The sequence below is a fragment of the Thermocrinis albus DSM 14484 genome (genome assembly GCF_000025605.1).
GTDB classification, from domain to species: Bacteria; Aquificota; Aquificia; order Aquificales; family Aquificaceae; genus Thermocrinis; species Thermocrinis albus.
In genome coordinates this window covers 1174437-1196243 of sequence record NC_013894.1, presented here as the reverse complement: position 1 = coordinate 1196243, position 21807 = coordinate 1174437, and the positions used below count along the sequence as shown (strand labels likewise).

At 46.8% G+C, this 21807-nt stretch carries 22 protein-coding genes and 1 pseudogene; 12 read left to right on the top strand and 11 right to left on the bottom strand.

Annotation, left to right across the window (positions count from 1 at the left end):
- Positions 1–16: 16 nt before the first annotated feature.
- Positions 17–877 (top strand): protein translocase subunit SecF, encoded by an 861-nt coding sequence (gene secF, locus THAL_RS06510; RefSeq protein ID WP_041434256.1) that lies wholly within the window; start codon positions 17–19, stop codon positions 875–877.
- Between the two features lie 51 nt (positions 878–928).
- Here the strand turns inward: secF and THAL_RS06505 are convergent.
- Positions 929–1244: pseudogene (locus THAL_RS06505) on the bottom strand (transposase); the annotation flags it as partial.
- 278 nt (positions 1245–1522) lie between these two features.
- Here THAL_RS06505 and THAL_RS06500 point away from each other — a divergent pair.
- Positions 1523–1786: a PLDc N-terminal domain-containing protein gene (locus THAL_RS06500; RefSeq protein ID WP_012992315.1), complete on the top strand. Its 264-nt coding sequence runs from the start codon at positions 1523–1525 to the stop codon at positions 1784–1786.
- 162 nt (positions 1787–1948) lie between these two features.
- Here the strand turns inward: THAL_RS06500 and THAL_RS06495 are convergent, their stop codons facing one another.
- On the bottom strand, positions 1949–2599 hold the full coding sequence (locus THAL_RS06495; protein WP_012992314.1) for a YidH family protein: 651 nt from the start codon (positions 2597–2599) through the stop codon (positions 1949–1951).
- A gap of 141 nt (positions 2600–2740) precedes the next feature.
- Between THAL_RS06495 and THAL_RS06490 the strand changes: the two genes are divergently transcribed.
- Complete coding sequence (locus THAL_RS06490) at positions 2741–3478, top strand: hypothetical protein (RefSeq protein ID WP_012992313.1); 738 nt, start codon at positions 2741–2743, stop codon at positions 3476–3478.
- Here the strand turns inward: THAL_RS06490 and flgA are convergent.
- A complete protein-coding gene (gene flgA / locus THAL_RS06485) occupies positions 3432–4079 on the bottom strand; it encodes a flagellar basal body P-ring formation chaperone FlgA (RefSeq protein WP_012992312.1) in 648 nt (215 codons plus the stop codon). The two genes, THAL_RS06490 and flgA, sit on opposite strands and share 47 nt — an antisense overlap.
- 20 nt (positions 4080–4099) lie before the next feature.
- Between flgA and THAL_RS06480 the strand changes: the two genes are divergently transcribed.
- Together THAL_RS06480 and THAL_RS06475 are read left to right on the top strand one after the other, a co-directional pair.
- Positions 4100–4861, top strand: a complete 762-nt coding sequence (locus THAL_RS06480) for a glycosyltransferase family 2 protein (protein WP_012992311.1) — start codon at positions 4100–4102, stop codon at positions 4859–4861.
- On the top strand, positions 4852–5811 hold the full coding sequence (locus THAL_RS06475) for a complex I NDUFA9 subunit family protein (RefSeq protein ID WP_012992310.1): 960 nt from the start codon (positions 4852–4854) through the stop codon (positions 5809–5811). The genes THAL_RS06480 and THAL_RS06475 overlap by 10 nt, the downstream gene beginning before the upstream one ends.
- On the opposite strand, the gene murD is transcribed toward THAL_RS06475, so the two are convergent.
- The 3 genes from murD to THAL_RS06460 are packed head-to-tail and all read right to left on the bottom strand — an operon-like array spanning position 5762 to position 10969.
- Positions 5762–7030, bottom strand: a complete 1269-nt coding sequence (murD, locus tag THAL_RS06470; protein WP_012992309.1) for a UDP-N-acetylmuramoyl-L-alanine--D-glutamate ligase — start codon at positions 7028–7030, stop codon at positions 5762–5764. The two genes, THAL_RS06475 and murD, sit on opposite strands and share 50 nt — an antisense overlap.
- Positions 7027–9981, bottom strand: coding sequence for an AAA family ATPase (locus THAL_RS06465; protein ID WP_012992308.1), 2955 nt, complete (start codon positions 9979–9981; stop codon positions 7027–7029). The genes murD and THAL_RS06465 overlap by 4 nt, the downstream gene beginning before the upstream one ends.
- Before the next feature lie 40 nt (positions 9982–10021).
- The gene (locus tag THAL_RS06460; protein WP_041434253.1) at positions 10022–10969 is read right to left on the bottom strand and encodes a UDP-glucuronic acid decarboxylase family protein; all 948 of its coding nucleotides are present in this window, start codon (positions 10967–10969) and stop codon (positions 10022–10024) included.
- Positions 10970–11016: 47 nt separating this feature from the next.
- Between THAL_RS06460 and tatA the strand changes: the two genes are divergently transcribed.
- The gene (gene tatA / locus THAL_RS06455) at positions 11017–11229 is read left to right on the top strand and encodes a twin-arginine translocase TatA/TatE family subunit (protein WP_012992306.1); all 213 of its coding nucleotides are present in this window, start codon (positions 11017–11019) and stop codon (positions 11227–11229) included.
- Here tatA and nusB read toward each other — a convergent pair.
- The 3 genes from nusB to panC are packed head-to-tail and all read right to left on the bottom strand — an operon-like array spanning position 11216 to position 12943.
- A complete protein-coding gene (gene nusB / locus THAL_RS06450; protein WP_012992305.1) occupies positions 11216–11632 on the bottom strand; it encodes a transcription antitermination factor NusB in 417 nt (138 codons plus the stop codon). The genes tatA and nusB overlap by 14 nt on opposite strands.
- Positions 11629–12093, bottom strand: a complete 465-nt coding sequence (gene ribH, locus THAL_RS06445; RefSeq protein WP_012992304.1) for a 6,7-dimethyl-8-ribityllumazine synthase — start codon at positions 12091–12093, stop codon at positions 11629–11631. The genes nusB and ribH overlap by 4 nt, the downstream gene beginning before the upstream one ends.
- On the bottom strand, positions 12080–12943 hold the full coding sequence (gene panC, locus THAL_RS06440) for a pantoate--beta-alanine ligase (RefSeq protein ID WP_012992303.1): 864 nt from the start codon (positions 12941–12943) through the stop codon (positions 12080–12082). The genes ribH and panC overlap by 14 nt, the downstream gene beginning before the upstream one ends.
- Before the next feature lie 20 nt (positions 12944–12963).
- Between panC and serS the strand changes: the two genes are divergently transcribed.
- From serS to THAL_RS06425, 3 genes are all read left to right on the top strand, one after another.
- Positions 12964–14238, top strand: a complete 1275-nt coding sequence (gene serS, locus THAL_RS06435) for a serine--tRNA ligase (RefSeq protein WP_012992302.1) — start codon at positions 12964–12966, stop codon at positions 14236–14238.
- A gap of 1 nt (position 14239) precedes the next feature.
- Positions 14240–16033, top strand: coding sequence for an aspartate--tRNA ligase (gene aspS, locus THAL_RS06430; RefSeq protein ID WP_012992301.1), 1794 nt, complete (start codon positions 14240–14242; stop codon positions 16031–16033).
- Positions 16034–16394: 361 nt separating this feature from the next.
- Complete coding sequence (locus tag THAL_RS06425; RefSeq protein WP_012992300.1) at positions 16395–16748, top strand: hypothetical protein; 354 nt, start codon at positions 16395–16397, stop codon at positions 16746–16748.
- Here the strand turns inward: THAL_RS06425 and THAL_RS06420 are convergent.
- Both THAL_RS06420 and moaD read right to left on the bottom strand, forming a co-directional pair.
- Positions 16728–17621 (bottom strand): glycosyltransferase family 9 protein, encoded by an 894-nt coding sequence (locus tag THAL_RS06420; protein WP_245522233.1) that lies wholly within the window; start codon positions 17619–17621, stop codon positions 16728–16730. The genes THAL_RS06425 and THAL_RS06420 overlap by 21 nt on opposite strands.
- Positions 17622–17658: 37 nt before the next feature.
- Entirely contained in the window at positions 17659–17892 is a 234-nt protein-coding gene (gene moaD / locus THAL_RS06415) for a molybdopterin converting factor subunit 1 (RefSeq protein WP_012992298.1), read from the bottom strand.
- A gap of 115 nt (positions 17893–18007) precedes the next feature.
- Here moaD and THAL_RS06410 point away from each other — a divergent pair, with 115 nt between their 5' ends.
- From THAL_RS06410 to gspD, 3 genes are read left to right on the top strand one after another with little or no spacing between them, the layout of a single operon-like run.
- On the top strand, positions 18008–19162 hold the full coding sequence (locus THAL_RS06410; RefSeq protein ID WP_012992297.1) for a type II secretion system F family protein: 1155 nt from the start codon (positions 18008–18010) through the stop codon (positions 19160–19162).
- On the top strand, positions 19163–19861 hold the full coding sequence (locus tag THAL_RS06405) for a PDZ domain-containing protein (RefSeq protein WP_012992296.1): 699 nt from the start codon (positions 19163–19165) through the stop codon (positions 19859–19861).
- Positions 19861–21774: a type II secretion system secretin GspD gene (gene gspD, locus THAL_RS06400; protein ID WP_012992295.1), complete on the top strand. Its 1914-nt coding sequence runs from the start codon at positions 19861–19863 to the stop codon at positions 21772–21774. Before THAL_RS06405 ends, gspD begins: the two co-directional genes overlap by 1 nt.
- Positions 21775–21807 lie beyond the last annotated feature (33 nt).

Below are 21807 nucleotides of genomic sequence, written 5' to 3'. Positions count from 1 at the left end.
TATACTGTTTAAAGCTATGCGTCAGCTGGACTTTATGGGGGTAAGATACTACGCTTACGCGGTGTCTTTGTTGCTCCTCGTCATATCCCTTTTGTCTCTGGGGCTAAAGGGTTTGAACCTAGGGCTGGACTTCACCGGTGGCACACTTTTGGAAGTCCGGTACACACCTAAACAGAGCACAGCAGACATAAGGAAGGTTTTGGAAAGAAGCGGTGTATCGGCCTTTCAGGTACAGGACACAGCCCAGGGGACTATACTGGTTCGGCTAAAGGTAGATGAACCTAGAGATAAGGTTCTTCGAGCCCTGAAAACCCTCGGTGATTACCAACTACTACGTATGGAAAGTATAGGAGGCGTCATCAGCGGTGAACTAAGACAGAAAGCTTTATGGGCCATTCTCACCGCCATAGGAGGGATACTCCTGTATCTGGCTTACAGGTTCGAACCTGTATGGGCTTTGGGTGCTGTTTTGGCTTTAGCTCACGATGTCTTCCTTGTGGTGGGAGCCTACTCTCTGACAGGGAGAGAGGTTAATCTGGATGTGGTAGCAGCTCTCTTAGTGGTGGCTGGTTACTCTATATCCGACACTGTAGTGGTCTTCGATAGGATAAGGGAGAACATGCGCATAAGAAAGGGAACAGATCTAAAAACCGTCATAAACATCTCCATAAACCAAACTCTCAGTAGGACCGTGATGACCTCCCTCACCACCTTTGTGGTTTCTCTGACCATGTTTCTCTTAGGAGGGCCTGTTTTATCCAACATTATGTTCTCCTTCGTGGTGGGCATAGTGGTAGGAACACTGTCTTCCATATTTGTGGCAAGCGCGCTGGTACTGGACATAAAAGAACGCCTTGTGAGACCTAAATTAGCTTGAAAACATAAGTAGCTAATACAACACACGTGAGAAATATGATGGCACCGTAGATTTTATCCATCCCCTCCTTGCCTTCTTCCCATGCTTTTTTCTGAGCCATTCTCCTCTATTTGTTACCTTAGTTGGGAACTTTGATTCCAAGCAAAGACAGGAGTTTATGTGCAAATCCTTGGGTCTGTCTGTAGGGGATTCCGAGAGCGAACTTGATAAAGAGGAGCATACGTATGAGGGGCTCAGGGTAGGTGTATGGTCTGCCTCTCTTCTTCTCTTGCTTGTGCTTTTCTTCAAGTCCAAAGGTATCGGGGGCTATCAAAAGCTCTCCTCTCTTGACCAGATGGTCATTGTATTCTTTCCAGTCCTTCTTCATGTGTTATATTTTGCTATATATTTGTTTCATTATTAGACAAAGCAGTTGACGAGCAAAACAGAGCACTGATTAAGGAAGATATGAAGATGCCAGAAGAGAGGCAGGTTTTGGATTTGATGAGCCAAGAACATCAAAATACCCCAGCGCCAGAAGTACAGCGTAAAATAGATAGCCTACCCACTCCCCAACCAAAGATTGACAAAGAATATTCTAAGTAATATAATATAATCAAGGAGGTATGTAGAAAAAGTGAAATAAAATTTAAAGGGAGGTGTATTATGGAGTGGTCTACCAAGGATTTTGCTTTAAGTGTAGTTATAATTTCAGTGATGGCGGTTCTTGCATTATTAGCACCAAAAGTACTGGTGGTTTCGGTAGTGATTCTTTGGATAATTCTTTGGGTAATTGCGATTATTGACGTTCTCAAAAGTGAATTTACTGGTTCGAATAAGATTGTCTGGATACTCGTTCTAATACTCATTCCCATTATCGGGGTCATAGCCTACTCTTTAATTGGGGAAAAGCAAAAAGTAAAAGAGTGAAATAAAATTGCTCTGTCCAACAAAGTCTACTGCCTTAAACACTATCTCTCTCCTGATATTCTCAAACTTCACGCTTGACACATACTCCCCAAACCATCGTTTGAAGACAGAGAAAAAGCTTTCCACAAGTCTTACCTCTCCTTATAGCTCTCATTGTGAGACCTAAATTAGCTTGAAAACATAAGTAGCTAATACAACACACGTGAGAAATATGATGGCACCGTAGATTTTATAAAGCCACGTATGTGTCCTGTAAAAACCCTTGTCCACCTGTGTTATGGTCCTGTAGAAATTCAGTATACCTAATACGAGGGTGATAACACCTATCGATATGACGAAGGCACCTATACTGAACAGTTTATGATGCTCTCCTTGAAGATGAATGTTAAATATGCGTTCCAGTTGCACTATGAAAAACTCAAACTTTTCTATCACAAAACCAAAGACTATGAGAGATATGGCGGTTCTAACCCATGCGAGGAAAGTTCTCTCTGCCGCCATATATATACGTGGGTCTGTCACCTCCTTAGGAGACACCTCTTCACCTCCTTCAATGTATTTTATATCCCAGTAAAAGGTAAGGATACCTATCAGCACCATCAAAACACCCACAACGGCAAGGATCTTTGCCAACACTACAAGAAGGATAGACACGTGGATCTTCCCGGTTATCTCCGCAAGAAGATCCAGCTTTTCCAGGAAAACACCAAAGGAAAGAGTATAGAGGGAAAACTTTATGTATCCCAGGTAGGTTCTCTCCACCGAAAGATACAAACGGGCGTCCTTTACGCTGGGAAAGCTCTTGATAAGCACGCTTTTATATTATAACCACTTTTACATCCCGGTAGACTCCTGTGATTATTTTATGGTTAAACAGTTTTGCGGTTTTTTGCAGAGAAATAAGATAGTCACGCAACTTGACAGAAAGTTGATCCTTCAATAGATTACCCTACTGTGGTGGGGTTTTTGGTGGTTTTGTTGTTTGTAAGTCTGACTGCCGGGGCGGAGGATGAACTGAAAGGTATCGTTGATCCCTCCTTCTTAGATGAAAGTAAAAAGATGGAAGAGTTGGTAAATAAACTGAAAAAATCCGGAAAGTACGATTTGATGCTAGAACTTAAGCTGAGAGATCTGGCAGAAAGATCAAGAGACAGAACCTTCTACTCCAAACTGCTGGTAGAGTACACAGGTGATATACAGGATCTTCTCACTTATGGAAAAAACTTATTTCCTGACGATGTTATTAAGTTATGTAAGGACACTGTGAAGAAACCACCACCTCTGGAACGTTACAAGATGTGTTTTCAGATACACGGTGACGGTAGGTTCTACAGAGGTGTTTATGCGGAGATGGATGTAAAAGATGAGCATACCAGAAGATGGATGGAAGATAACCTGAAGAGAGTGAGGTTATACAGAGAATATGCCTATCATGCCCTTGGTCTTCTTTACTACAAGATGGGTTGGAAGGATAAAGCGGTACAACAGCTGACACTGGCGGGAAGAATTGGTCTTGCTCCCCTCCTACGCCTTTACCTTTCGGAGGATAATATGCAGAAAGCAAAGGAGATAGCTCAAAGGTTAAAGGAGTACTCTGATCTCACAGAGGAGGAGAGAAGGTCGTTGGATCTTTACCACCAAGTTGTCAGTAAAGGATCTGTACCTTTCCTGGAGCTATCACCTTTGCCCTGAGGATAGGATTCTTTTTACCTTCCGGTAATACTCTTACCGTCTTACCTATGTATCCTCTATCGAGGGATCTAGCGTGAAACTTCAGTTCCAAATTACCGCTTGTGTAGAAAGCCTCCACTGTCTGCCCTATCTCCACCGCAGGTATAGGTTTAAGAAGACTTCTTCTGATGATGCTACCCTTAGGTATAAAGGTAGATGTAATGTACTGGGAGAGATGGATATCTTCCAACCTCAGATCAGATGGAACACTCCTTCCCCATCTCTCCTCTTTGTAAAACATGTCGGGTTTTAGGACTCTTCCTTTAGGTATATCCTCCTTGGCTATTAACACCGTGTATCTCCACAATCCATCAAGGATCAATGTGTATCTTCTATCCCCCACTACCAGGTAGGCGAGCATTTTACCTCTTCCGTATTCCATATCTAAGTACACACTACCGCCGTCCGTTATCTGAGGAATCTCGTCGTAATACCTGACACCTGTCAACCGAAAGTCGTCACCGAACTTCCTCTTTATTTCTGACAGTACCCTTTCCCTCAGGATGTCCTGCTGCTCTCCATAAACAACACTAAAAAGAATAAGCATCCAAAGCACCAGCATGTGTTTTAATTTTACCTTTGATGCTGTCAGTACTGATACGTGCCAAAAACGAGGAGAAGAATATAGAACGTGCTATAAGAAGTGTTCAAGGCGTTGCAGATCAGGTGGTGGTTCTTGACTCGGGGTCTACCGATGGAACGGTGGAACTGGCGCAGAAGATGGGAGCTGAGGTGTTCTTTAGGGAATGGACCAACTACGCTGATCAGATCAACTACGGTGTACAGTTATGTAAGGGAGAGTGGGTTTTCGTTCTGGATGCAGATGAAGAGTTATCGGAAGAGCTAAGAGAGTCTGTGATGAGGGCTTTGAAGGATCCAGAGTGTGATGTTTATATGGTGTGTAGGAGAACTTACTATATGGGGAAGTTTTTAAAACACGCTTGGTATCCTGAGTGGAGGGTGAGGCTGTTTCGTAAAGGATCTGTGAAGTTTGAAGGTGTTCTTCACGAGAGGGCTGTTTTTGAAGGGAGAGCATGTAAGCTAAAGGGAGATCTTTATCACTATTCCTACCGCAGTTTGTGGGACCAGTATAGTAAGACGATAAACTACGCTATGCTTATGGCAAAGGACCTTCACGAAAAGGGTGTGCGTTTTAGTGTTGCCAAACTGATGTTTAATCCTCTATGGGCTTTCTTGAAGGTTTACGTGGTTAAGGGTGGATTTCTGGATGGTATGCAAGGGTTTTCTGTGGCTGTTTCCTCTGGTATCTACACTTTTCTGAAATATCTTTTTCTCTGGGAGCTGGAGTTGAAGGAAAGGAAGGGAGGAGACCTATGGAGATGAGTAAAAGGGTTTTGGTAACGGGTGCTACGGGTTTTGTAGGGAGGTACATAGTGAGGGGACTTTTGGAGAAGGGTTATAAGGTGGGTGCTTTGGTGAGGGACACCCAGAAGCTAAACAGAGTATTTGATGGTAAGGTAGAGGGTTATAAGGTGGATTTTCTGGACGAAGAAGCTATAAGAAAGGCGGTGGAGGATTTTTCTCCTTACGCGGTGGTGCATCTTATAGGTATTCTGCTGGAAGACAAAAAGAGAGGCTACGACTTTTACACAGTTCACTTTCTGTACTCTAAAGTTCTCTACAGTGTTTTGGCTCATACAGGTGTGAGGCGTGTGCTTCACATGAGTTCTTTGGGAACTCACAGGGATGCTCCTTCTATGTACCACCGTACCAAGTACATGGCGGAGGAGTTTCTCAAAACTCTGAAGCTGGACTTTACTATCTTTAGGCCTTCCATGATACTGGGTCCCGAGCAGAGGCTTTTTTCAGATATGTGGCGCATAACCAAGTACATACCCGTGGTTCCATTACCCGGAGGTGGCCACTATCTCTTTCAACCTGTGGATGTTAGGGATGTGGCATGTGCCTTTGTGGAGAGTTTGGAAGATCCTTCCACTTTTGGTAAGACTTACGAACTTTGCGGACCTCAGCGGGTGAGTTTCCGGCAACTTATGAAGGACACTATGGAACTTCTCGGAAGAAAGGTTGTTTTCCTTCCTGTTCCCAAGAGTTTTATGTATACAGCCGGACTTTTGGCTTCTGAGATACTAAGTCCTCCACCTTTCTCTTCCGATCAGATTCTCATGATGTGGAGAGACAACGTGTGTGGTTTGGATCCTGACGTAGAAAAGGATGGTGTGCGGAAGATATGCAAGAAAGAGCCTGTACCTTATGAAGAAGCTATCAGATGGAGTGTGGAGGAGTTTCGAAAATCTCTCTCACTAACTTCTTGAAGGTCTCTCCCCTTTCCTCGTAGTTAGAGAACATGTCAAAGGAAGAACAAGCCGGAGAGAAGAGGAGTATGTCTCCAGGTTTTGCCTCTCGTTGAGCCATTCTAATAGCCTCATCTAAAGATGAGGCAAGACTTACTTGAGTACAGCCCTTCCATGCGTCCGCTATCCTGCGTTTTGCCTCACCTATCAGCACAGCATGTTTCACCTTTTGGGTTACAAGGGGACACAGATGCTCAAAAGATGCACCCTTATCCTTACCTCCAGCTATTAGGATGACTCTACCGTCAGGCATACTACCGAGGGCAGCCTGAAGAGCGTTAGGTGTTGTGGATTTAGAATCGTTGTAGACAAGAACACCGCCGAAATCGCCCACCAGCTCCAACCTGTGGGGTAATCCCCTGAAATCCCTCAAAACTTCCTTCATCCTGTCGGTGGGTACACCCATTATTCTTCCTATCACACACGCTACCAGTGCGTTATAGAGATTGTGTTTTCCTATCAGTTTTATGTCCTCTACGCTAAAGAGTTTCTCCTCACTCCAGTAGGCACCGTCTTCCTTTACATGGGCCTCGCAGCCATCACCGAAGAACACTTTCCGAGCAGGTGAGGGTGTGTCTCTCGTGACCTTTTGAGTACCGTTGAGGAGTATCCAGTCTTCAGGTGTTTGACGTGAAAAGATGTTGTACTTGCTCCACAGGTAGTCTCTTAGGTCCGGATGCCAGTCCAGATGATCCTCTGAGAAGTTAAGAAAGGCACCTACATGAGGCCTAAAGGTCTTAAGTGTCTTTCCCTGAAAGGAGGAGACTTCCAGCACAGCCAGAGCTTTTGGGTTCTTCATCACCAGATAGGAGAAGGGTACACCTATGTTACCCCCTTCCTCCACATGAGAGAAATAAGACCTAAGGATAAGGTAACTGAGTCTCGTGGTGGTGGATTTGCCGTCAGTTCCCGTTATGGCTATAGCTGTCCCTTCAAAAAATCTCCATGCCAGTTCCAGCTCACCTATCACCTCTATACCTTTTCTTACGGCCTCCTGCCAGATAGGGTGGGATGGTGGGATGCCAGGAGACAACACGAGGGTGTCCACTTCTTCCAGGAGGAGTCTCCAGTCTGTTTTGTGTTTGTCATCCCCTCCTATGGCCTCTATGCCTTTGGATTTTAGAAGTTGGAGGGCGGCCAGGCCGCTCGCTCCTAAACCCCAGACGAGAACCCTTTTCATACAGCCTCCACCACTACCTGACCATCTCTGTAGTCCACCAGCACCTTCTGACCATCCTTCACCTCGCCTCTTATTATCTTGTCAGCCAAGGGTGTTTCTATGTAACGCTGGAGTGTTCTTCTGAGAGGTCTTGCACCGTAAGCTGGATCGTAACCCATTCTGGCCAGCTGTTCTTTAGCTGCCTGTGTAAGCTCTATCTTTATACCTCTGTCTTCTAGTCTCCTGCTTATGGATGCCACAAGAAGATCCACTATCTGTAGTAGTTCCTTCATGGTGAGAGGTTTAAAGACCACTATCTCGTCTATTCTGTTGAGAAACTCAGGCCTAAAGTGATACTTCAGTTCCTCCAACACCTTTTCTTTAGCCTTCTCAAACTCTCTCTGGACCTTTTCCTCATCACCGTCTAAGGACAAGGACAGAAGATACTGAGAGCCTATGTTGGAAGTCATTATTATGACAGTGTTTCTGAAGTCAACGGTTCTGCCGTGAGAGTCTGTGAGGCGCCCGTCATCCAGAACCTGTAAGAATAGATCGAAGACACGGGGATGAGCCTTCTCCACCTCATCTAAGAGAAGGACCGAGTATGGTTTCCTTCTCACCGCTTCGGTAAGTTTTCCACCTTCTTCGTAACCTACATAGCCAGGAGGTGCACCTATGAGTTTAGCTATGCTGTGTTCTTCCTTAAACTCAGACATATCAAGGCGTATCAGAGCATCTTCGTCACCGAACAGAAGCTCAGCTAGGGCCTTTGATAACTCCGTTTTTCCTACACCAGTAGGTCCTAAGAAGAGGAAGCTGGCTATGGGTCTCTTGGGATCCTTGAGACCTGCCCGCGCTCTCCTTATAGCCTCGGCCACTGCTCTTACTGCATGTTCCTGGTCTATGACTCTTCTGTGAAGTTCTTCCTCCAGTTTCAGTAGGCGTTCCATCTCCTCCTCTTTTAACCTTTGCACCGGTATGCCTGTCCATTCGGAAACTACTGCGGCAACATCGTCCCAAGTTACCACCAAGGCCTCTGACTTTTTGAGCTCCAACTCCTTTAGTTCCTTTTCCAGCTTCACCTTTTCTATCTTCAGTTGAGCTTCTCTCTCGTAGTCACCTTTCTCTGCGGCACGGATTATCTCCGTGTCCAGTTCCTCCATTCTGCGTTTGATCTCCTTGATGCGAGCATCTGTACCTCCCGTTTTTTCCAGAAGTTGCTGTCTTTCCTTCTCCAGCTGCACTTTCTTTATCTTGAGTTGAGCCTCCTTTTCGTAGTTGCCTTCTAGAAAGGCCTTCTGGATCTCCTCGTCGAGGGCCTTTATTCTTCTATCCAGCTCTTGTACCTCAGGTGGCACAGCTACCACAGAGAGTTTCTTGCGAGCACACGCCTGATCAAGGGCATCTATGGCCTTATCGGGCAGCTTCCTGAAGGTAACGTATCTTCTTGTGAGCTTCACCGCCGCCTCTATAGCTTCGTCGGATATCTTCACCTTGTGGTGATTTTCCAGCTTCGTTCTTAACCCCTTGAGGATCTCTATAGTCTGCTCTTCTGTAGGTTCATCCACGTATATGGGTTGGAAACGCCTTTCAAGGGCTGGATCCTTCTCTATGTACTTTCTGTATTCGTCCACAGTGGTGGCACCTATCAACCTTATCTCTCCCCTTGCCAGAGCCGGTTTTAGAATGTTGGAGGCATCCACTGCTCCCTCCGCTTTGCCTGCTCCTACCACCGTGTGTACCTCATCTATGAAGAGGATCACGTTACCTTTTTGTTTCACCTCGTCTATGAGGGCCTTTAGTCTCTCTTCAAACTCTCCTCTGTACTTGGATCCAGCCAGCAAGGATGCCATATCTATGGACCACAGTTCTTTGTCCTGAAGTTCTGTTGGTACCTCTTTGTTGGCTATTCTCTGAGCCAGACCCTCCACTATAGCTGTCTTACCTACTCCCGGATCTCCCACCAGTACAGGATTGTTTTTGGTCCTCCTGAGGAGAACTTCTATCACCTGGTTTATCTCCTTCTCTCTACCTATAACAGGGTCCAGCTTACCTTCCCGGGCAAGCTGGGTCATGTTGACACCAAACCTCTCCAACGGTGATTTTTCTTCCTCTCTAAGTTCTTGGGTAGTGTCCTTCATCTTATCACCTCCTGTAACTTCATTAATCAGTTTACCACCTACGGTGTCCACCGCTTCTATGAGGGCAGACGCCAGGTGGTAAGGTTCCACCTGAGGGGAACCTTCCGATATGGCTTTGTCTTGGGCCTTCTCTAAAACCTTAAGAAGGTATTGAGAGTAATCCAGCGTAGGTTCCTTACCAAAGACTTTTCTGGCCACCGCCTCTGTAAACCTTTCAGGTGAGAAACCCAACTCTTTTACCTGCTCCAGTATGGGAGATTCCTCCAGAGCCTTCCTTACAAGACCATCTATGGAAAGCCTGTTTTCCATAAAGGCTCTCACATCCTCCTGTTTAAATACACTGGAAAGACTTCTTTCCACACTCTCCAGCTGACTTTTGTACTGGGAGTAGAGGCGCTCCAGTCGGGAAAGTTCTACCTGAAGTTCCTGAGCGGTCCAGTAATCGCCGTACCTTTTAGCTTGTTGGAGTTCCCGTTGGAGTCTCTCCTGGGCTCTTTTTACCTTGTCCACCTCCAACTGTAGCTGTCCTATATCTGACTTGACCTGCATTATCTTACTTCTTAGATCTATAAGGTGCTTGGCCTCCTGATCTACCGCCTTCTCCAGCTGTGTCTTTACCTTCCTTAAATACTCCTTCACACGGGAAGCAAACTCCTTAGCAGGTACTCCCCTCTTCTCCAGATACTTAAAGAGAGGAGATTTCTCATCAGACAGAAAGGCCAGAAGGAGGTGGTCAGTATCCACCTTAGTGTCCTTCTCTTGCACGGCCAGTTCCTTCGCTTTCTCCACATACTGAAGAGCTCTAGCGGAGAACAAGTTCTCGCTGAACATCTCAACCCTCCAAAATTTATACTAGTATTGATAATATTCCTTAGTATAGTTTTGTCAATATATCCCTCATCCACCGGACAGTCCTGGCGAGCCCCTCCAGAAGGTCCACCTTAGGTTCCCAGTGGAGAAGCTTTTTGGCCTTGGTGATGTCGGGACATCTTCTAGGTGGGTCCTCCTCCCTGGGAGGTAAGAACATCACAGTGGAACTGCTCTTGGTTATCTTCAGTATATTATCTGCCAGATCCTTTATACTCACCTCCTGTGGGTTGCCTAAGTTGAAGACCTCTCCCTGAAGGCCTTCGTAGGTGGCTAACCTATATATACCCTCCACCATATCCTCCACGTAGCAGAAACTACGTGTTTGGGATCCATCTCCATGTATGGGAATCGGCTCGTTTCTGAGAGCCTTCGTCAAAAAAGTGGGGATAACTCTCCCGTCATTTAACCTCATTCTTTCACCGTAGGTGTTAAATATCCGTGCTATCCTTACGTCTATGCCGTGTTCTCTGTGATAAGCCATGCAGAGCGCTTCCGAAAACCTCTTGGCTTCGTAGTACACACTTCTGGGACCTATAGGGTTTACATAACCCCAGTAAGTCTCAGGCTGTGGATGTACGTGAGCATGTCCGTATATCTCAGAGGTGGAGGCCAGTATGTAACGTGCTTTCTTTAGCTTGGCCAGTCCCAGTGTGTTGATGGTACCCAGAGAATCCACCTTCATGGTGTGTATAGGATGCCTCATGTAATCTACAGGAGAGGCAGGACAGGCAAAGTGGAGAACCAGATCCACAGGACCGTCTATGTATATATAGTTGGTTACACTGTAATGGATGAACTTAAAACGGGGATGTCCAAAAAGGTGGGCTATGTTTTCCGGTCTTCCCGTGAGGAAGTTGTCTATACCTATGACCTCAAAGCCTTCTTTTAAGAATCTGTCACACAGATGGGATCCCAGAAATCCTGCCGCTCCTGTGATAACAACCCTCACCCTTAAAAGTATAAAGGGCATATAATTAATAGCAGAGGAGGTGAAGTATGTTTCATATGCCGTCCTTACCTGAGTTGTTAATTATACTACTGGTGATTTTCATCCTCTTTGGCGCATCCCGGCTACCGGAGGCGGGCAGAGCTCTAGGAGAGGGTATAAGGAACTTTAGGAAAGCCCTGTCCGGGGAAACGGAGGAAGAAAAGAAGGCAAGAGAGGTGAAGGGAGAGGAAGTAAAGAAGGAGGAGATCAGGCAAAGCTGAGTTTATCCCGTAAGAACCTCCCCAGCACTCCGTTAACGAAGCGAGCCGGTGTTTTACCAGCGTACTTGAGGGTTAGCTTTACGTAGTCAAAGATAGCCTGTTTTGGGTTCTTAACTTTCAAAAACATAAGTTCTGTAAGGGCTACCCGCAGTATGTTTCTCTCCACATAACCCAATCTGTCAAGATCCCAGTCCTCCACCATCTGACCGAGGATCTTGTCCACTTCCTTCCAGTTCTCCATAAAGGTCCTCACCATCTTCCTTACGTACCTTCTCCTTTCCGAATACTTTATGTTCTTCATCCGTATGTACTCCTCTGCTAAAGCGAAAGGATCCTCACCCTTCATCTCCCATTGGTACAGAATGAGGAAAGCGTCCTCCCTTGCTTTCGGCTTGTATATCATCGTATCTGTTTCATCAAGTTGGCCATCTCTATGGCGGAGAGGGCTGCTTCCCACCCTTTGTTTCCTTGCTTTGTTCCCGCTCTCTCTATAGCCTGTTCTAGATTGTCAGCGGTTATTATGCCAAAAGTGACAGGTTTTCGCAGCTCCAGACTCACCTGTGCAAGTCCTTTCGCCACCTCGGATGCCACGTACTCAAAGTGGGGTGTCTGTCCTCTTATGATGACACCTAAAGCTATCACCGCATCTACTTCTTCCTTCAGTAGGAGTTCTTTGGCTACCAGAGGTATCTCCCAAGAACCAGGCACCCTCACCAACAGCACCCTTTCGGTGGAACCACCGTGTCTCTGTATACAATCCAGAGCACCTTCCACCAATCTGTCCACCAACAGGTGGTTGAATCTGCTTGCCACTATCCCGAAAGTGAGACCGTCCGCTACCAAAAGACCTTCATACTTCCTCATGGCTGAACCTCCAGTTGTCTATGAGACGTGTTGTACCTACCCATACAGCTACCAAAAGTCTGTGTCCTTCCTCCACTTTCTCTACAGGTCTCAACTCTTCATCCCTTATATCCACGTAGTCTATCTTCTTAACGTGAGGATGTTTGCTTATAAAGTCTTTTACCGCAGATATTATGACCTGAGGATCTCTGTTGCCTCCTGAAAAAAGTCGCTGTGCCAGTAGAAAGGATCTATAGATAGAAAGGGCGGACTCTCTTTCTTCTTGTGTGAGATATGTGTTTCTGGAACTTAGAGCTAAGCCATCTTTGTCCCTCACAGTTGGGACCGGTACTACTTCCACTTGCACCGACAGATCCTCCACCAACCTCTGCACCACCTTAAGCTGTTGGTAGTCTTTCTCACCAAAGTAAACTCTGTCGGGCTGAAGGATATGTAAGAGTTTTAGCACCACTATGGCTACACCGTTGAAGTGTCCAGGCCTAAAGGCTCCTTCCAGTATATCCGTGAGACCAGGTATCTCTATGCGGACCTGAGGTTTTTGGGGATACATCTCTTCGTCAGTGGGTGCGAACACTATATCTACTCCCAGCTCCCCACATAGAGCCAGATCCCTGTCTAAATCTCTGGGATAGCGTTGGAAGTCTTCTCCTTCTCCGAACTGAAGAGGGTTCACGTATATGCTTACCACCGTTATATCGTTCTGAAGTTTGGAGAGTTTTATGAGCTCCGCATGTCCTTCGTGGAGGTATCCCATGGTGGGGACAAAACCTATGGTTCTGCTGTTACCCTCGCACCTGACAGTTTTGATAAAACTCCTGAGCTCTCGGATCTTTCTGAACAGTTGTGGCATAGCCTTATAATTATATAGCCGTGCTGGACGTAGAGCTAATCAGAAAACAGCCTCTTTACGTAAGACAGAAGCTGGAAAGGAGAGATCCTCAGTACGCTCAGCTGTTGGATCAGTTTCTGGCTCTGGACACCAGAAGAAGAGAACTTATAAAGGAGATAGAGCAGCTCAGGTTTCTGAGAAACACCAAGAGCAAGCAGATAGGAGAACTCAAGAAAAAAGGTGAGAACACCAGCCTCCTGGAGGAGGAGGTCAAAGAACTCAGGGAAAAGATAGACCTTATGGACAGTGAGCTCAGGGAGGTAGAGAGGCAGGCCCAGGATCTTCTCTTGCGCATACCTAACCTACCCCACGACAGCGTCCCTGTAGGCGAGGACGAGAAGGACAACGTGGAGATAAAAAGGTGGGGAGAGCCACCCTCTTTCACCTTTACTCCTAAACCTCACTGGGAGATAGGAGAGTATCTGAACATCTTGGATTTTGAGAGGGGTGCCAAACTTTCCGGTAGTCGTTTTACGGTACTGAAAGGGTGGGGCGCTAAGCTGGAAAGAGCCCTCATCAACTTTATGCTGGATCTTCATACCTCCAGAGGTTATACAGAGGTTATGACACCTCACCTCGTCAAACCCGAGATACTGGTGGGTACGGGACAGCTACCCAAGTTTGAGGAAGATCTCTACAAGTGTGAGAGGGATCAGTTGTACCTCATACCTACCGCGGAAGTAACTCTCACTAACCTCTTCAGGGAGGAGATCCTCAGAGAGGAAGATCTACCCATATACCTGACCGCTTACACTCCCTGTTACAGAAGAGAGGCCGGTGCTTACGGTAAGGATGTGAGGGGTATAATAAGACAGCATCAGTTTGACAAAGTGGAGCTGGTGAAGATAGTAAAACCAGAGGATTCCTACAAAGAACTGGAGCGACTGTTGGAGGATGCAGAGGAAGTGCTGCGCCTCTTACAGCTCCCTTACCGAGTGGTGGAGCTGTGCACAGGTGATCTCGGATTCTCTTCCGCCAAAACTTACGATATAGAAGTCTGGTTTCCCTCTCAGGGAAGGTACAGGGAGGTTTCTTCCTGCTCCAACTGTGAGGACTTTCAGGCACGTAGGATGAACCTGCGCTACAGGGATGCAAATGGAAGATTGCGTTTCGTTCACACCTTAAACGGTTCCGGTTTAGCGGTGGGTAGAGTACTGGCGGCTATACTGGAAAACTACCAGAGGGAAGATGGGAGTGTGGAAGTACCCCCTGTCCTGAGGGACTACTTAGGCACAGACATCATAAGGAGAGGCTGACATGAAGAGAACTAAGTACTGCGGTGAGATAGGAGAAGAGGATCTGGGAAGAGAAGTGGTTCTGTGCGGGTGGGTCCACCGTGTGAGGAATCACGGTGGTGTCATCTTCATAGACCTGCGAGACAGAGAAGGGTTGGTGCAAGTGGTAGTGGAAGAATCAGTAAATCCAGAAGCTTACAACGTGGCCGATCAGCTAAGATCCGAGTATGTGGTGTGTGTAAAGGGTGTGGTGAGAAAAAGACCTCCCGGTACAGAGAATCCTAAGCTGAAGACAGGCATGTACGAAGTGGTGGGTTATGAGATAGAGGTTCTCAACACTTGCGAACCTCTCCCCTTCCCTGTGGAAGAAGAAACACCTGTATCGGAAGAACTCAGACTTAAGTACCGATTTTTAGACTTACGTAGAGAGAGTATGAAGGAAAACATCCTGTTCCGACACAGGTCTTATCAGATAATAAGGCGCACTTTGGTGGAGAAGGGTTTTGTGGAAGTAGAAACTCCGTTTCTTACCAAGTCCACACCCGAAGGAGCAAGAGACTTCCTGGTACCATCACGACTACACCCAGGTAAGTTTTACGCTCTTCCCCAGTCTCCCCAGCTCTTCAAACAGGTCCTTATGGTAGCAGGTATAGACAAATACTTCCAGATAGTGAAGTGTCTCAGAGACGAGGATCTAAGGGCCGACCGTCAACCTGAGTTTACCCAAGTAGACATAGAAATGTCCTTTGTAGATGAAGAAGACGTGATCCAGATAAGTGAGGAACTGGTCAGCAATCTTTTCAAGGAACTGCTGGGGATAGATCTGAAAAGACCCTTTGACAGGATTAGTTACGCAGAGGTTATGGAGCGTTACGGCACCGATAAACCTGACAGACGCTTTGGGTTAGAACTGGTGGACGTTTCCCAGGAGTTGAAAGAAACCCACTTTATGGTGTTCAGATCTGTTTTGGAAACGGGAGGAGTAGTGAAGGGAATGAACCTGAAGGGACTTTCTCTGTCCCGCAGAGAGTTGGATGATCTTACCAAAAAGGCTCAGGAACTTGGTGCCAGAGGTCTTGCGTGGATTAAGCTAGAAAAAGGAAAACTTGTCTCTCCTATAACCAAGTTTCTCACAGAGGGAGAAACTAACGCCCTCCTAGAAAAAATGGGTGCAGAGGAAGGGGATACTATAGTGCTCTGCGCAGACAGTAGAGATGTGGTGAACAAGGTCCTCTCCTCCTTGAGGCTACAGATAGCAAAACAGTACGGACTAATTGATGAGGAAAAGTGGGACATACTGTGGGTGGTAGACTTTCCCCTACTGGAGTGGGATCAAGAAGAAGGAAGGTTTGTTTCGGTACACCATCCCTTCACAGCTCCCAGACAAGAGGACATACCAAAACTGGAGGAAGCCCTAAGAGCGGAGGATCCTAAAGATAAGATCAAGCTGGTAAGCTCGGTGAAGGCAAGGGCCTACGACCTTGTTATAAACGGAGAGGAGGTAGGTGGCGGATCTGTGCGTATTCACGATCCTAAGCTTCAAAAAATGATCTTTGATCTGCTCAACATATCCCAACAGGAGGCAGAGGAAAAGTTCGGTTTCCTGCTAAGAGCTCTACGGTACGGTGCTCCACCTCACGCAGGTATAGCCTTCGGCCTTGACAGACTCCTCGCCATCATGAGAGGACTTGATTCTATAAGGGATGTTATAGCCTTCCCCAAAACCCAGAAGGGTGTTTGTCCGTTGACAGGCGCACCTGATTATGTGTCTCCCAAACAGCTTAGGGAACTCCACATAAGACCTGTTACCGAGTAACTTGAAAATCTGTCTCAACTGCTGATATTTATAGAAAAACTTGCGGGCTAAAACCCCGTATCTGTGATGCGGGGATACAGCCAGCCCCGAAAGGGTTGACACAAAAACATTACTGAATTAATTTAATGTATAGCTAATACCCCATCGCTCTCCTGGGTAGGAGAGTTCAACGGCTTTAAGGTGGGGTATAGGTGAAGTAGAAGAGCTAAAAGTAGCTCCGCTATATCGCTACATGGCGGTATAGGCAGGAGTAGGGGCGGTGTGAACCCGCCTGTGGTAGTAAGGAACGCGTTAAGCGTTCAAACCTACCACGAAGCTCCGCATCTTTGATGCGGGGTAGTTCACTAGCAAGGGGTCAAACATGGAAGAAAGGTTAGTTTTTCTAGAAGAGCTGCTCTTTAAGAGCATGGCAAAAGAGATAGAGGACAACTACCGGGAAGTTACACAGCTTTACTCTCACGACAGGGAAGTCCTCAACATAGCCAACAGTATAAAGGGTATCTGTGATTACATCCTGAAGGTAGCCAAGGAGATACCCAATCCCGAGAGAAAACTGGACGAGTCTCTCTACTCTACCCTCTACTCTATCCTTAAGGATCTTAACGTGACCCTCTACGACCTTAGCATAGCGGAGGGTGAGCAACTGTACTACGTTATATCCTCCGCTTATCAGAAACTCAACGGAGCCAATAACTTACTGGAAAGACTCGTGTAAGAGTTCCGTTATCACCTCCACCACCTTCTCAGGTTCTATATCCAGACACTGATAGGTGCCGTACTTACAACTCCCCTTACCATGGATATCACATGGCTGGCACGAAAGACCTTGAATGATGAACCTACCTTCTGTAGGTTCCAAAGAGAAACCAAGAGTGGGATGTGTCCCGCCGTAGATCTGAATGGCTTTTGTACCCACACATCTGGCCAGATGCAAAAGTCCCGAATCGTTACCCACAAAAAGGGATGACAGCTTTATAACCGCCATCACGTCCGGCAAAGATAACTTACCACACAGATTCTCACCCTTCCATCCCTTTACTAACTGCGCATCTGTGTTATCACCCACAAAGATTACCCTGTACCCCATGGAGGATAAGATCTCGGCTATCTTATCAAAGTAGGGATACCTCTTCTTACAGTAACGAGCACCTACCCCCACCGTTATAAAGCCCTCACCCAACGTGGATCGCATCCTCTTCAGGCGCTCCTCAGAGATCTTCACCAGAGGCCTTCCTTCCTCTGTTCCCAGAGTTTTCAGATAAGCTTTCACCACACTGTAAGGCTTCCTGAAGGAGGGAATCCACACGGCCAGTCTCCTTCTGAGTGAGTCTTTAGAGTAGCGAAGCCACCTTCCCCTCAGCATCAGTTGTAAGAGCCACGTTTTAGGGTTGCTGTGGAGATCTATGTAGAGGTCAAAGCCGGTGAGCTTTCTCAGGGTGCGAGTAGAGAAAAGTTCCTCCCTCTTTACCTCTAACACTGTGACTCTGTCGTCATCTGCAAAGATCTGTCCGTAAGGTGGGTAAGTAAGAAGGAAGGGCCTGTATCCCCTCTCAAGAAGAGGATCAAAAAGACAAGACACTAAAGCCACATCACCTAAGGATGAGAACCTTAATAAGAGGGCTCTCTTATCCACCGCTCACCGGTGGTATGACTGCTACCCTTTCGTCTCCTCTCAGTGTATGGTGATCAGATACATACTCCTCATTGACGGCGAACCTACAGAGGACCAGTATGTCCCTCACATGGGGATACCTCTCCTCCAGAAACCTTCGCAGATCTTCTACCTTTCCAGAAAACTCAAGGCTCTCCCTGTCTTTTCCCAGCTTTTCTTTCAGCACAGAAAAGTAAAAAATCTCCATGACAGAATTATATACCCTGAAAGGTCAGAAAACAAAACCCTTAGCCGGAGGGAGGATCTAACTCATCAACCTTGCCTTGGTAGACGTAGGATGGACCAAGGTAAAATTCTAAAGTATGACCTTCCTTTACGAAGGTGTAGATCAAAGCGGAAACAGAAGGAGAGGTAGAATATCGGCCAGCAGTAAGGAGGAAGCTTACAGAACCCTGATGGAAGAAGGTATAAGACCCATCTTCCTAAAGAAGGAAGGGGGGAGAAGCTTTGTATCGTGGGAGGATCTTTCCTTGCTCCTTCTTCAGCTTTCCCATATGCTACGCTCCGGTATGCCGCTGGCTCAAGCTGTGGAGAGTTTAGCCTTACAGGAAGACAAACTGTCAGGACCTTTACTACAAATAAAGGAGAGTTTAGAAAAAGGTAACGCCATTCCCGAAGCCTTTGCCTCTGCCGGTGTGTTCCCTTCTTTCCTTATAGAGATGCTAAGAGCGGCAGAGAGGGGTGAGAACCTGGAGAAGATTCTGGAAACGGCAGGACAGTTCCTCCAGAGGATGGGACAGATAAAGGCCAAGGCTATAGGTTCTCTGGCCTATCCCCTCTTTGTCCTTGCTCTAAGTTTCCTCAGCCTAGTGGTGAGTAGTCAGATGGTTGTTCCCAAGATAGCCTCTGTACTGAAAGATATGGGAAAGGATCTTCCCCTCATCACCAAGATGGTTTTGCTGACCTCTACAGTGGCTTTCTACGGACTTTTGGTCTTTGTGGGAGTGATTCTTCTCTTTCCCTTCTGGAGAAGGTGGTTTTCGGAAGAGAGGTTAGGCTACCTCCTTCTGAAACTACCCTTTCTAGGCAATTTCTTCTATCTTGTGGATGTTCAAAGGTTTGCCAGTATACTGGCGGTAACGCTAAGTTCCGGTGTAGCCTTACCACGTGCTGTAGATCTCAGTATCAGAACCATTACTAACCCTTATCTTAAAAGTAGATTGAGAGAACTTCCCCAGGAGATCTCCAAGGGAAAGAGCTTGGGAGTTACCCTACAGGAGACGGAAGTTATGCCCCAACTTTTCATTAACCTGGTAAAGACAGGCGAAAAGAGTGGTGATCTGGAGAGGATGTTGGAACTCTGTGCCGACATATACCAACAGAGGATAGAGAAGTTGGTAAGCTTGTGGCTAAGACTTATAGAACCGGTAGCTGTCTTAATTATGGGAGTAGTGGTGGGTCTTGTGGTGATGAGTGTTCTTCTACCTCTCACGGAAGTGTCCACTGGGGTGAGATAGATGATAGGTGTTTCCTTTGCTGTGGGCCTAGGTCTTCTGCTGGGTTCTTTTATACTCCTTTACTTTACTCACCTTCCGAATCTGAAGCCTCCCTTATTGCCCCAAGAAAAACCCCCTATACCCCAGATAAAGGCCTTTGCTCCTGTATCTTCTCCTCAGGCAGAGGACATCCACCTGCTGGGTACCGCTACAGGATCTGTCCGTATGGCTCTCTTACAGGTGGGAGGAGAGGCAAAGGTGGTGTATGTAGGCTCCTCCGTGGGACCCTACAAGGTGGAAGAGATAGGTAGGTATTATGTGATCCTCGCAAAGGGTGATGTAAGAAGAAAGCTAACCTTTGAAACAACGCAAACCACTCCCACCTTTCAGGATGAAGGGTCCCTTCAGGCGGTGGTCTCCAGAGAGGAACTAAACAGGATAACGGCAGATCCGGGTATCATGTTCCGTCAAATAAGACTTGTGCCTTTCCTACAGGGAAACAAAACGAAGGGTTTCCTCATAGAGTGGGTAGATCCCTCCAGCATATTTTCCCGGATGGGGCTAAAAGGGGGTGATGTGCTTCTCGCTATAAACAACCAGGAGATAAGGAGCGGTGAGGATGCTTTTAAAATTCTTCAGGTGCTCAGAAACGAGAGCACCATAAAACTGGACCTTTTGAGAGAGGGGAAACTTATCACCATGGTTTTGAGGGTGGAGTGATGAGGATTTTACTTACAGCTTTCTTTATGTTTCTGTCTTTGGCAGCGGCGTTACCCAAAAAGTCTGGGACGGTGGTTCTCAACTTCCAGAATGCGGACATACCCTCCGTGGTGCGCTTCATGTCAGAGCTCACTGGTAAGAAGATCATTCTGGATCCTGAGGTAAAGGGTAGTATAACACTGAGTAGTTCAAAACCTGTCAGTATTCAAGAAGCGTGGGAACTTTTCTCCATAGCCTTAGGAATGCAAGGTTACGGTGTGGTAGAGAAAAAGGGTTTCGTACAGATACTACCTCTTCAGAAAGCCATAACCTTTGCCCCCATCAGAGAAAAACCCTCCCCTTCTGGGTTCAGTCTTTACATATACAAGGCGGAGAACACTCAAGCTTCTCAGTTACAACAGGCAGTGCAGCCTTTTCTTTCCCAATACGGAAGGTTGGCGGTACATAACCAGAGTAACAGCCTGATAGTGGGAGACATACCACCCAGTCTGGAGAGGATAAAAAAAATCCTCAAGGAGCTGGACAAATCAGCTCACACGGAGCTTAGAGTTTATTCCTTGGAGAAAGCCAGAGCGGACAGTATTGTTCAGAGTTTGCAACCACTGCTGCAAGCCTACACACAGGAAGGAAAACATGTCTTTGTCACTGCCAACAGAGACACCAACACCGTTATAGTTCTGGCAGAAAAATCTCTTCAGGAAGGTCTCGGCAGACTAATAAAAGAACTGGATGAAAAGGCAGAGTTTTCGGAAGAGAGAAGTTTCCACGTGATACCCCTAAGGTTCGTGAGTGCCGAAGAAGTATACAAAAGCTTATCCTCCTTGCTGGGAGGTTTCAGAACCCTTTCTCCTACACCACCCCCACCTTCTCCTTCTCTTCAACCCACTCCCTCCCTGAGGGGTGAAGAGATACCTTTGCGAAGGGAACAACCCCAGAGACCCCAGGAGACGGTGCCTCCGGCTATCCAGACGAGGGAAGGCCTGAGGATAGGTTACGATAGAGGAACTAACTCACTGCTGGTATACGCAACACCCAAAGAGTTGGAAAACCTACAAAAGCTGATAAAAAAGTTGGATGTGAGAAGAAAACAGGTCCTCATTGCCGCCTCTGTGGTGGAGATGAGCACCACCAAAGCTCTTGACTTAGGTGTAAGATGGCAGATTTTGGGTACTCAGGGTGGTGGAGCTTTTGGAGGATCCACTCTACAGGACCTATCCAGTGCGCTACTTTCCGGTAATTTTGTACTGGGGCTTCTCAGCTCCTCGGGAAGAAGTATCACGGTAGGTGGTACAAATCTCTTTTTCCCAGACCTGGTCCTCCTCTTCTCTCTTCTGGAAAAGGGGACAGGCTTTAACCTCCTCTCCAATCCTAAGCTGCTTACCCTAGACAACCAACCTGCGGAGATAAAAGTGGGGCAAGTGGTTCCCTTTGCGTCGGGTGTAAAGTTTGACATAAACGGTCAGCCCGTTATCACCTATGACTACAAAGAGGTGGGTCTTGATCTTAGGATCACTCCCTCTGTGTCTGAGAAAAACCTGCGCCTCTCCATAAGCCTTCAGGTACAGGAGATAATAGACTTCCTGAGACCTCAGATAGGCACTCTCAGTTACGCTGTTCCTGTCACCAGTAACCGTCAGGTGAACTCAGAGGTGGTGGTGGAGAATGGTCAGACCATTATCATAGGAGGGCTCATCAACACGCGTGCTCTCAGAAGTACGGAGGGGGTCCCTGGTCTTCAGGATGTTCCGGTCCTCGGTTGGCTCTTTAAGAGGAAAACTACCCAAGAGGATAAAGTATCTCTCTTTATCTTCATAACACCCTACGTAATAGAGTCTCCAGAGGAGCTGTCTCGTATAACTCAAGAGCATCAGAAACTGGCAGATGAACTAAGAAAGGCTATGGAAAAGCGATGATCCGAAAAGTTATCCTTCACTTTACTCTCTTTC

Bases quoted from the DNA above. Each gene is read 5' to 3' on its own strand.
- THAL_RS06410 (WP_012992297.1), top strand. From the start codon at position 18,008: ATGACCTTCCTTTACGAAGGTGTAGATCAAAGCGGAAACAGAAGGAGA.
- secF (WP_041434256.1), top strand. From the start codon at position 17: ATGCGTCAGCTGGACTTTATGGGGGTAAGATACTACGCTTACGCGGTG.
- panC (WP_012992303.1), bottom strand. From the start codon at position 12,943: ATGCCACAACTGTTCAGAAAGATCCGAGAGCTCAGGAGTTTTATCAAA.
- ribH (WP_012992304.1), bottom strand. From the start codon at position 12,093: ATGAGGAAGTATGAAGGTCTTTTGGTAGCGGACGGTCTCACTTTCGGG.
- moaD (WP_012992298.1), bottom strand. From the start codon at position 17,892: ATGGAGATTTTTTACTTTTCTGTGCTGAAAGAAAAGCTGGGAAAAGAC.
- THAL_RS06405 (WP_012992296.1), top strand. From the start codon at position 19,163: ATGATAGGTGTTTCCTTTGCTGTGGGCCTAGGTCTTCTGCTGGGTTCT.
- flgA (WP_012992312.1), bottom strand. From the start codon at position 4,079: ATGCTGGTGCTTTGGATGCTTATTCTTTTTAGTGTTGTTTATGGAGAG.
- THAL_RS06425 (WP_012992300.1), top strand. From the start codon at position 16,395: ATGGAAGAAAGGTTAGTTTTTCTAGAAGAGCTGCTCTTTAAGAGCATG.
- THAL_RS06500 (WP_012992315.1), top strand. From the start codon at position 1,523: ATGGAGTGGTCTACCAAGGATTTTGCTTTAAGTGTAGTTATAATTTCA.
- THAL_RS06480 (WP_012992311.1), top strand. From the start codon at position 4,100: ATGCTGTCAGTACTGATACGTGCCAAAAACGAGGAGAAGAATATAGAA.
- murD (WP_012992309.1), bottom strand. From the start codon at position 7,030: ATGAAAAGGGTTCTCGTCTGGGGTTTAGGAGCGAGCGGCCTGGCCGCC.
- nusB (WP_012992305.1), bottom strand. From the start codon at position 11,632: ATGATATACAAGCCGAAAGCAAGGGAGGACGCTTTCCTCATTCTGTAC.
- THAL_RS06465 (WP_012992308.1), bottom strand. From the start codon at position 9,981: ATGTTCAGCGAGAACTTGTTCTCCGCTAGAGCTCTTCAGTATGTGGAG.
- tatA (WP_012992306.1), top strand. From the start codon at position 11,017: ATGTTTCATATGCCGTCCTTACCTGAGTTGTTAATTATACTACTGGTG.
- gspD (WP_012992295.1), top strand. From the start codon at position 19,861: ATGAGGATTTTACTTACAGCTTTCTTTATGTTTCTGTCTTTGGCAGCG.
- THAL_RS06475 (WP_012992310.1), top strand. From the start codon at position 4,852: ATGGAGATGAGTAAAAGGGTTTTGGTAACGGGTGCTACGGGTTTTGTA.
- aspS (WP_012992301.1), top strand. From the start codon at position 14,240: ATGAAGAGAACTAAGTACTGCGGTGAGATAGGAGAAGAGGATCTGGGA.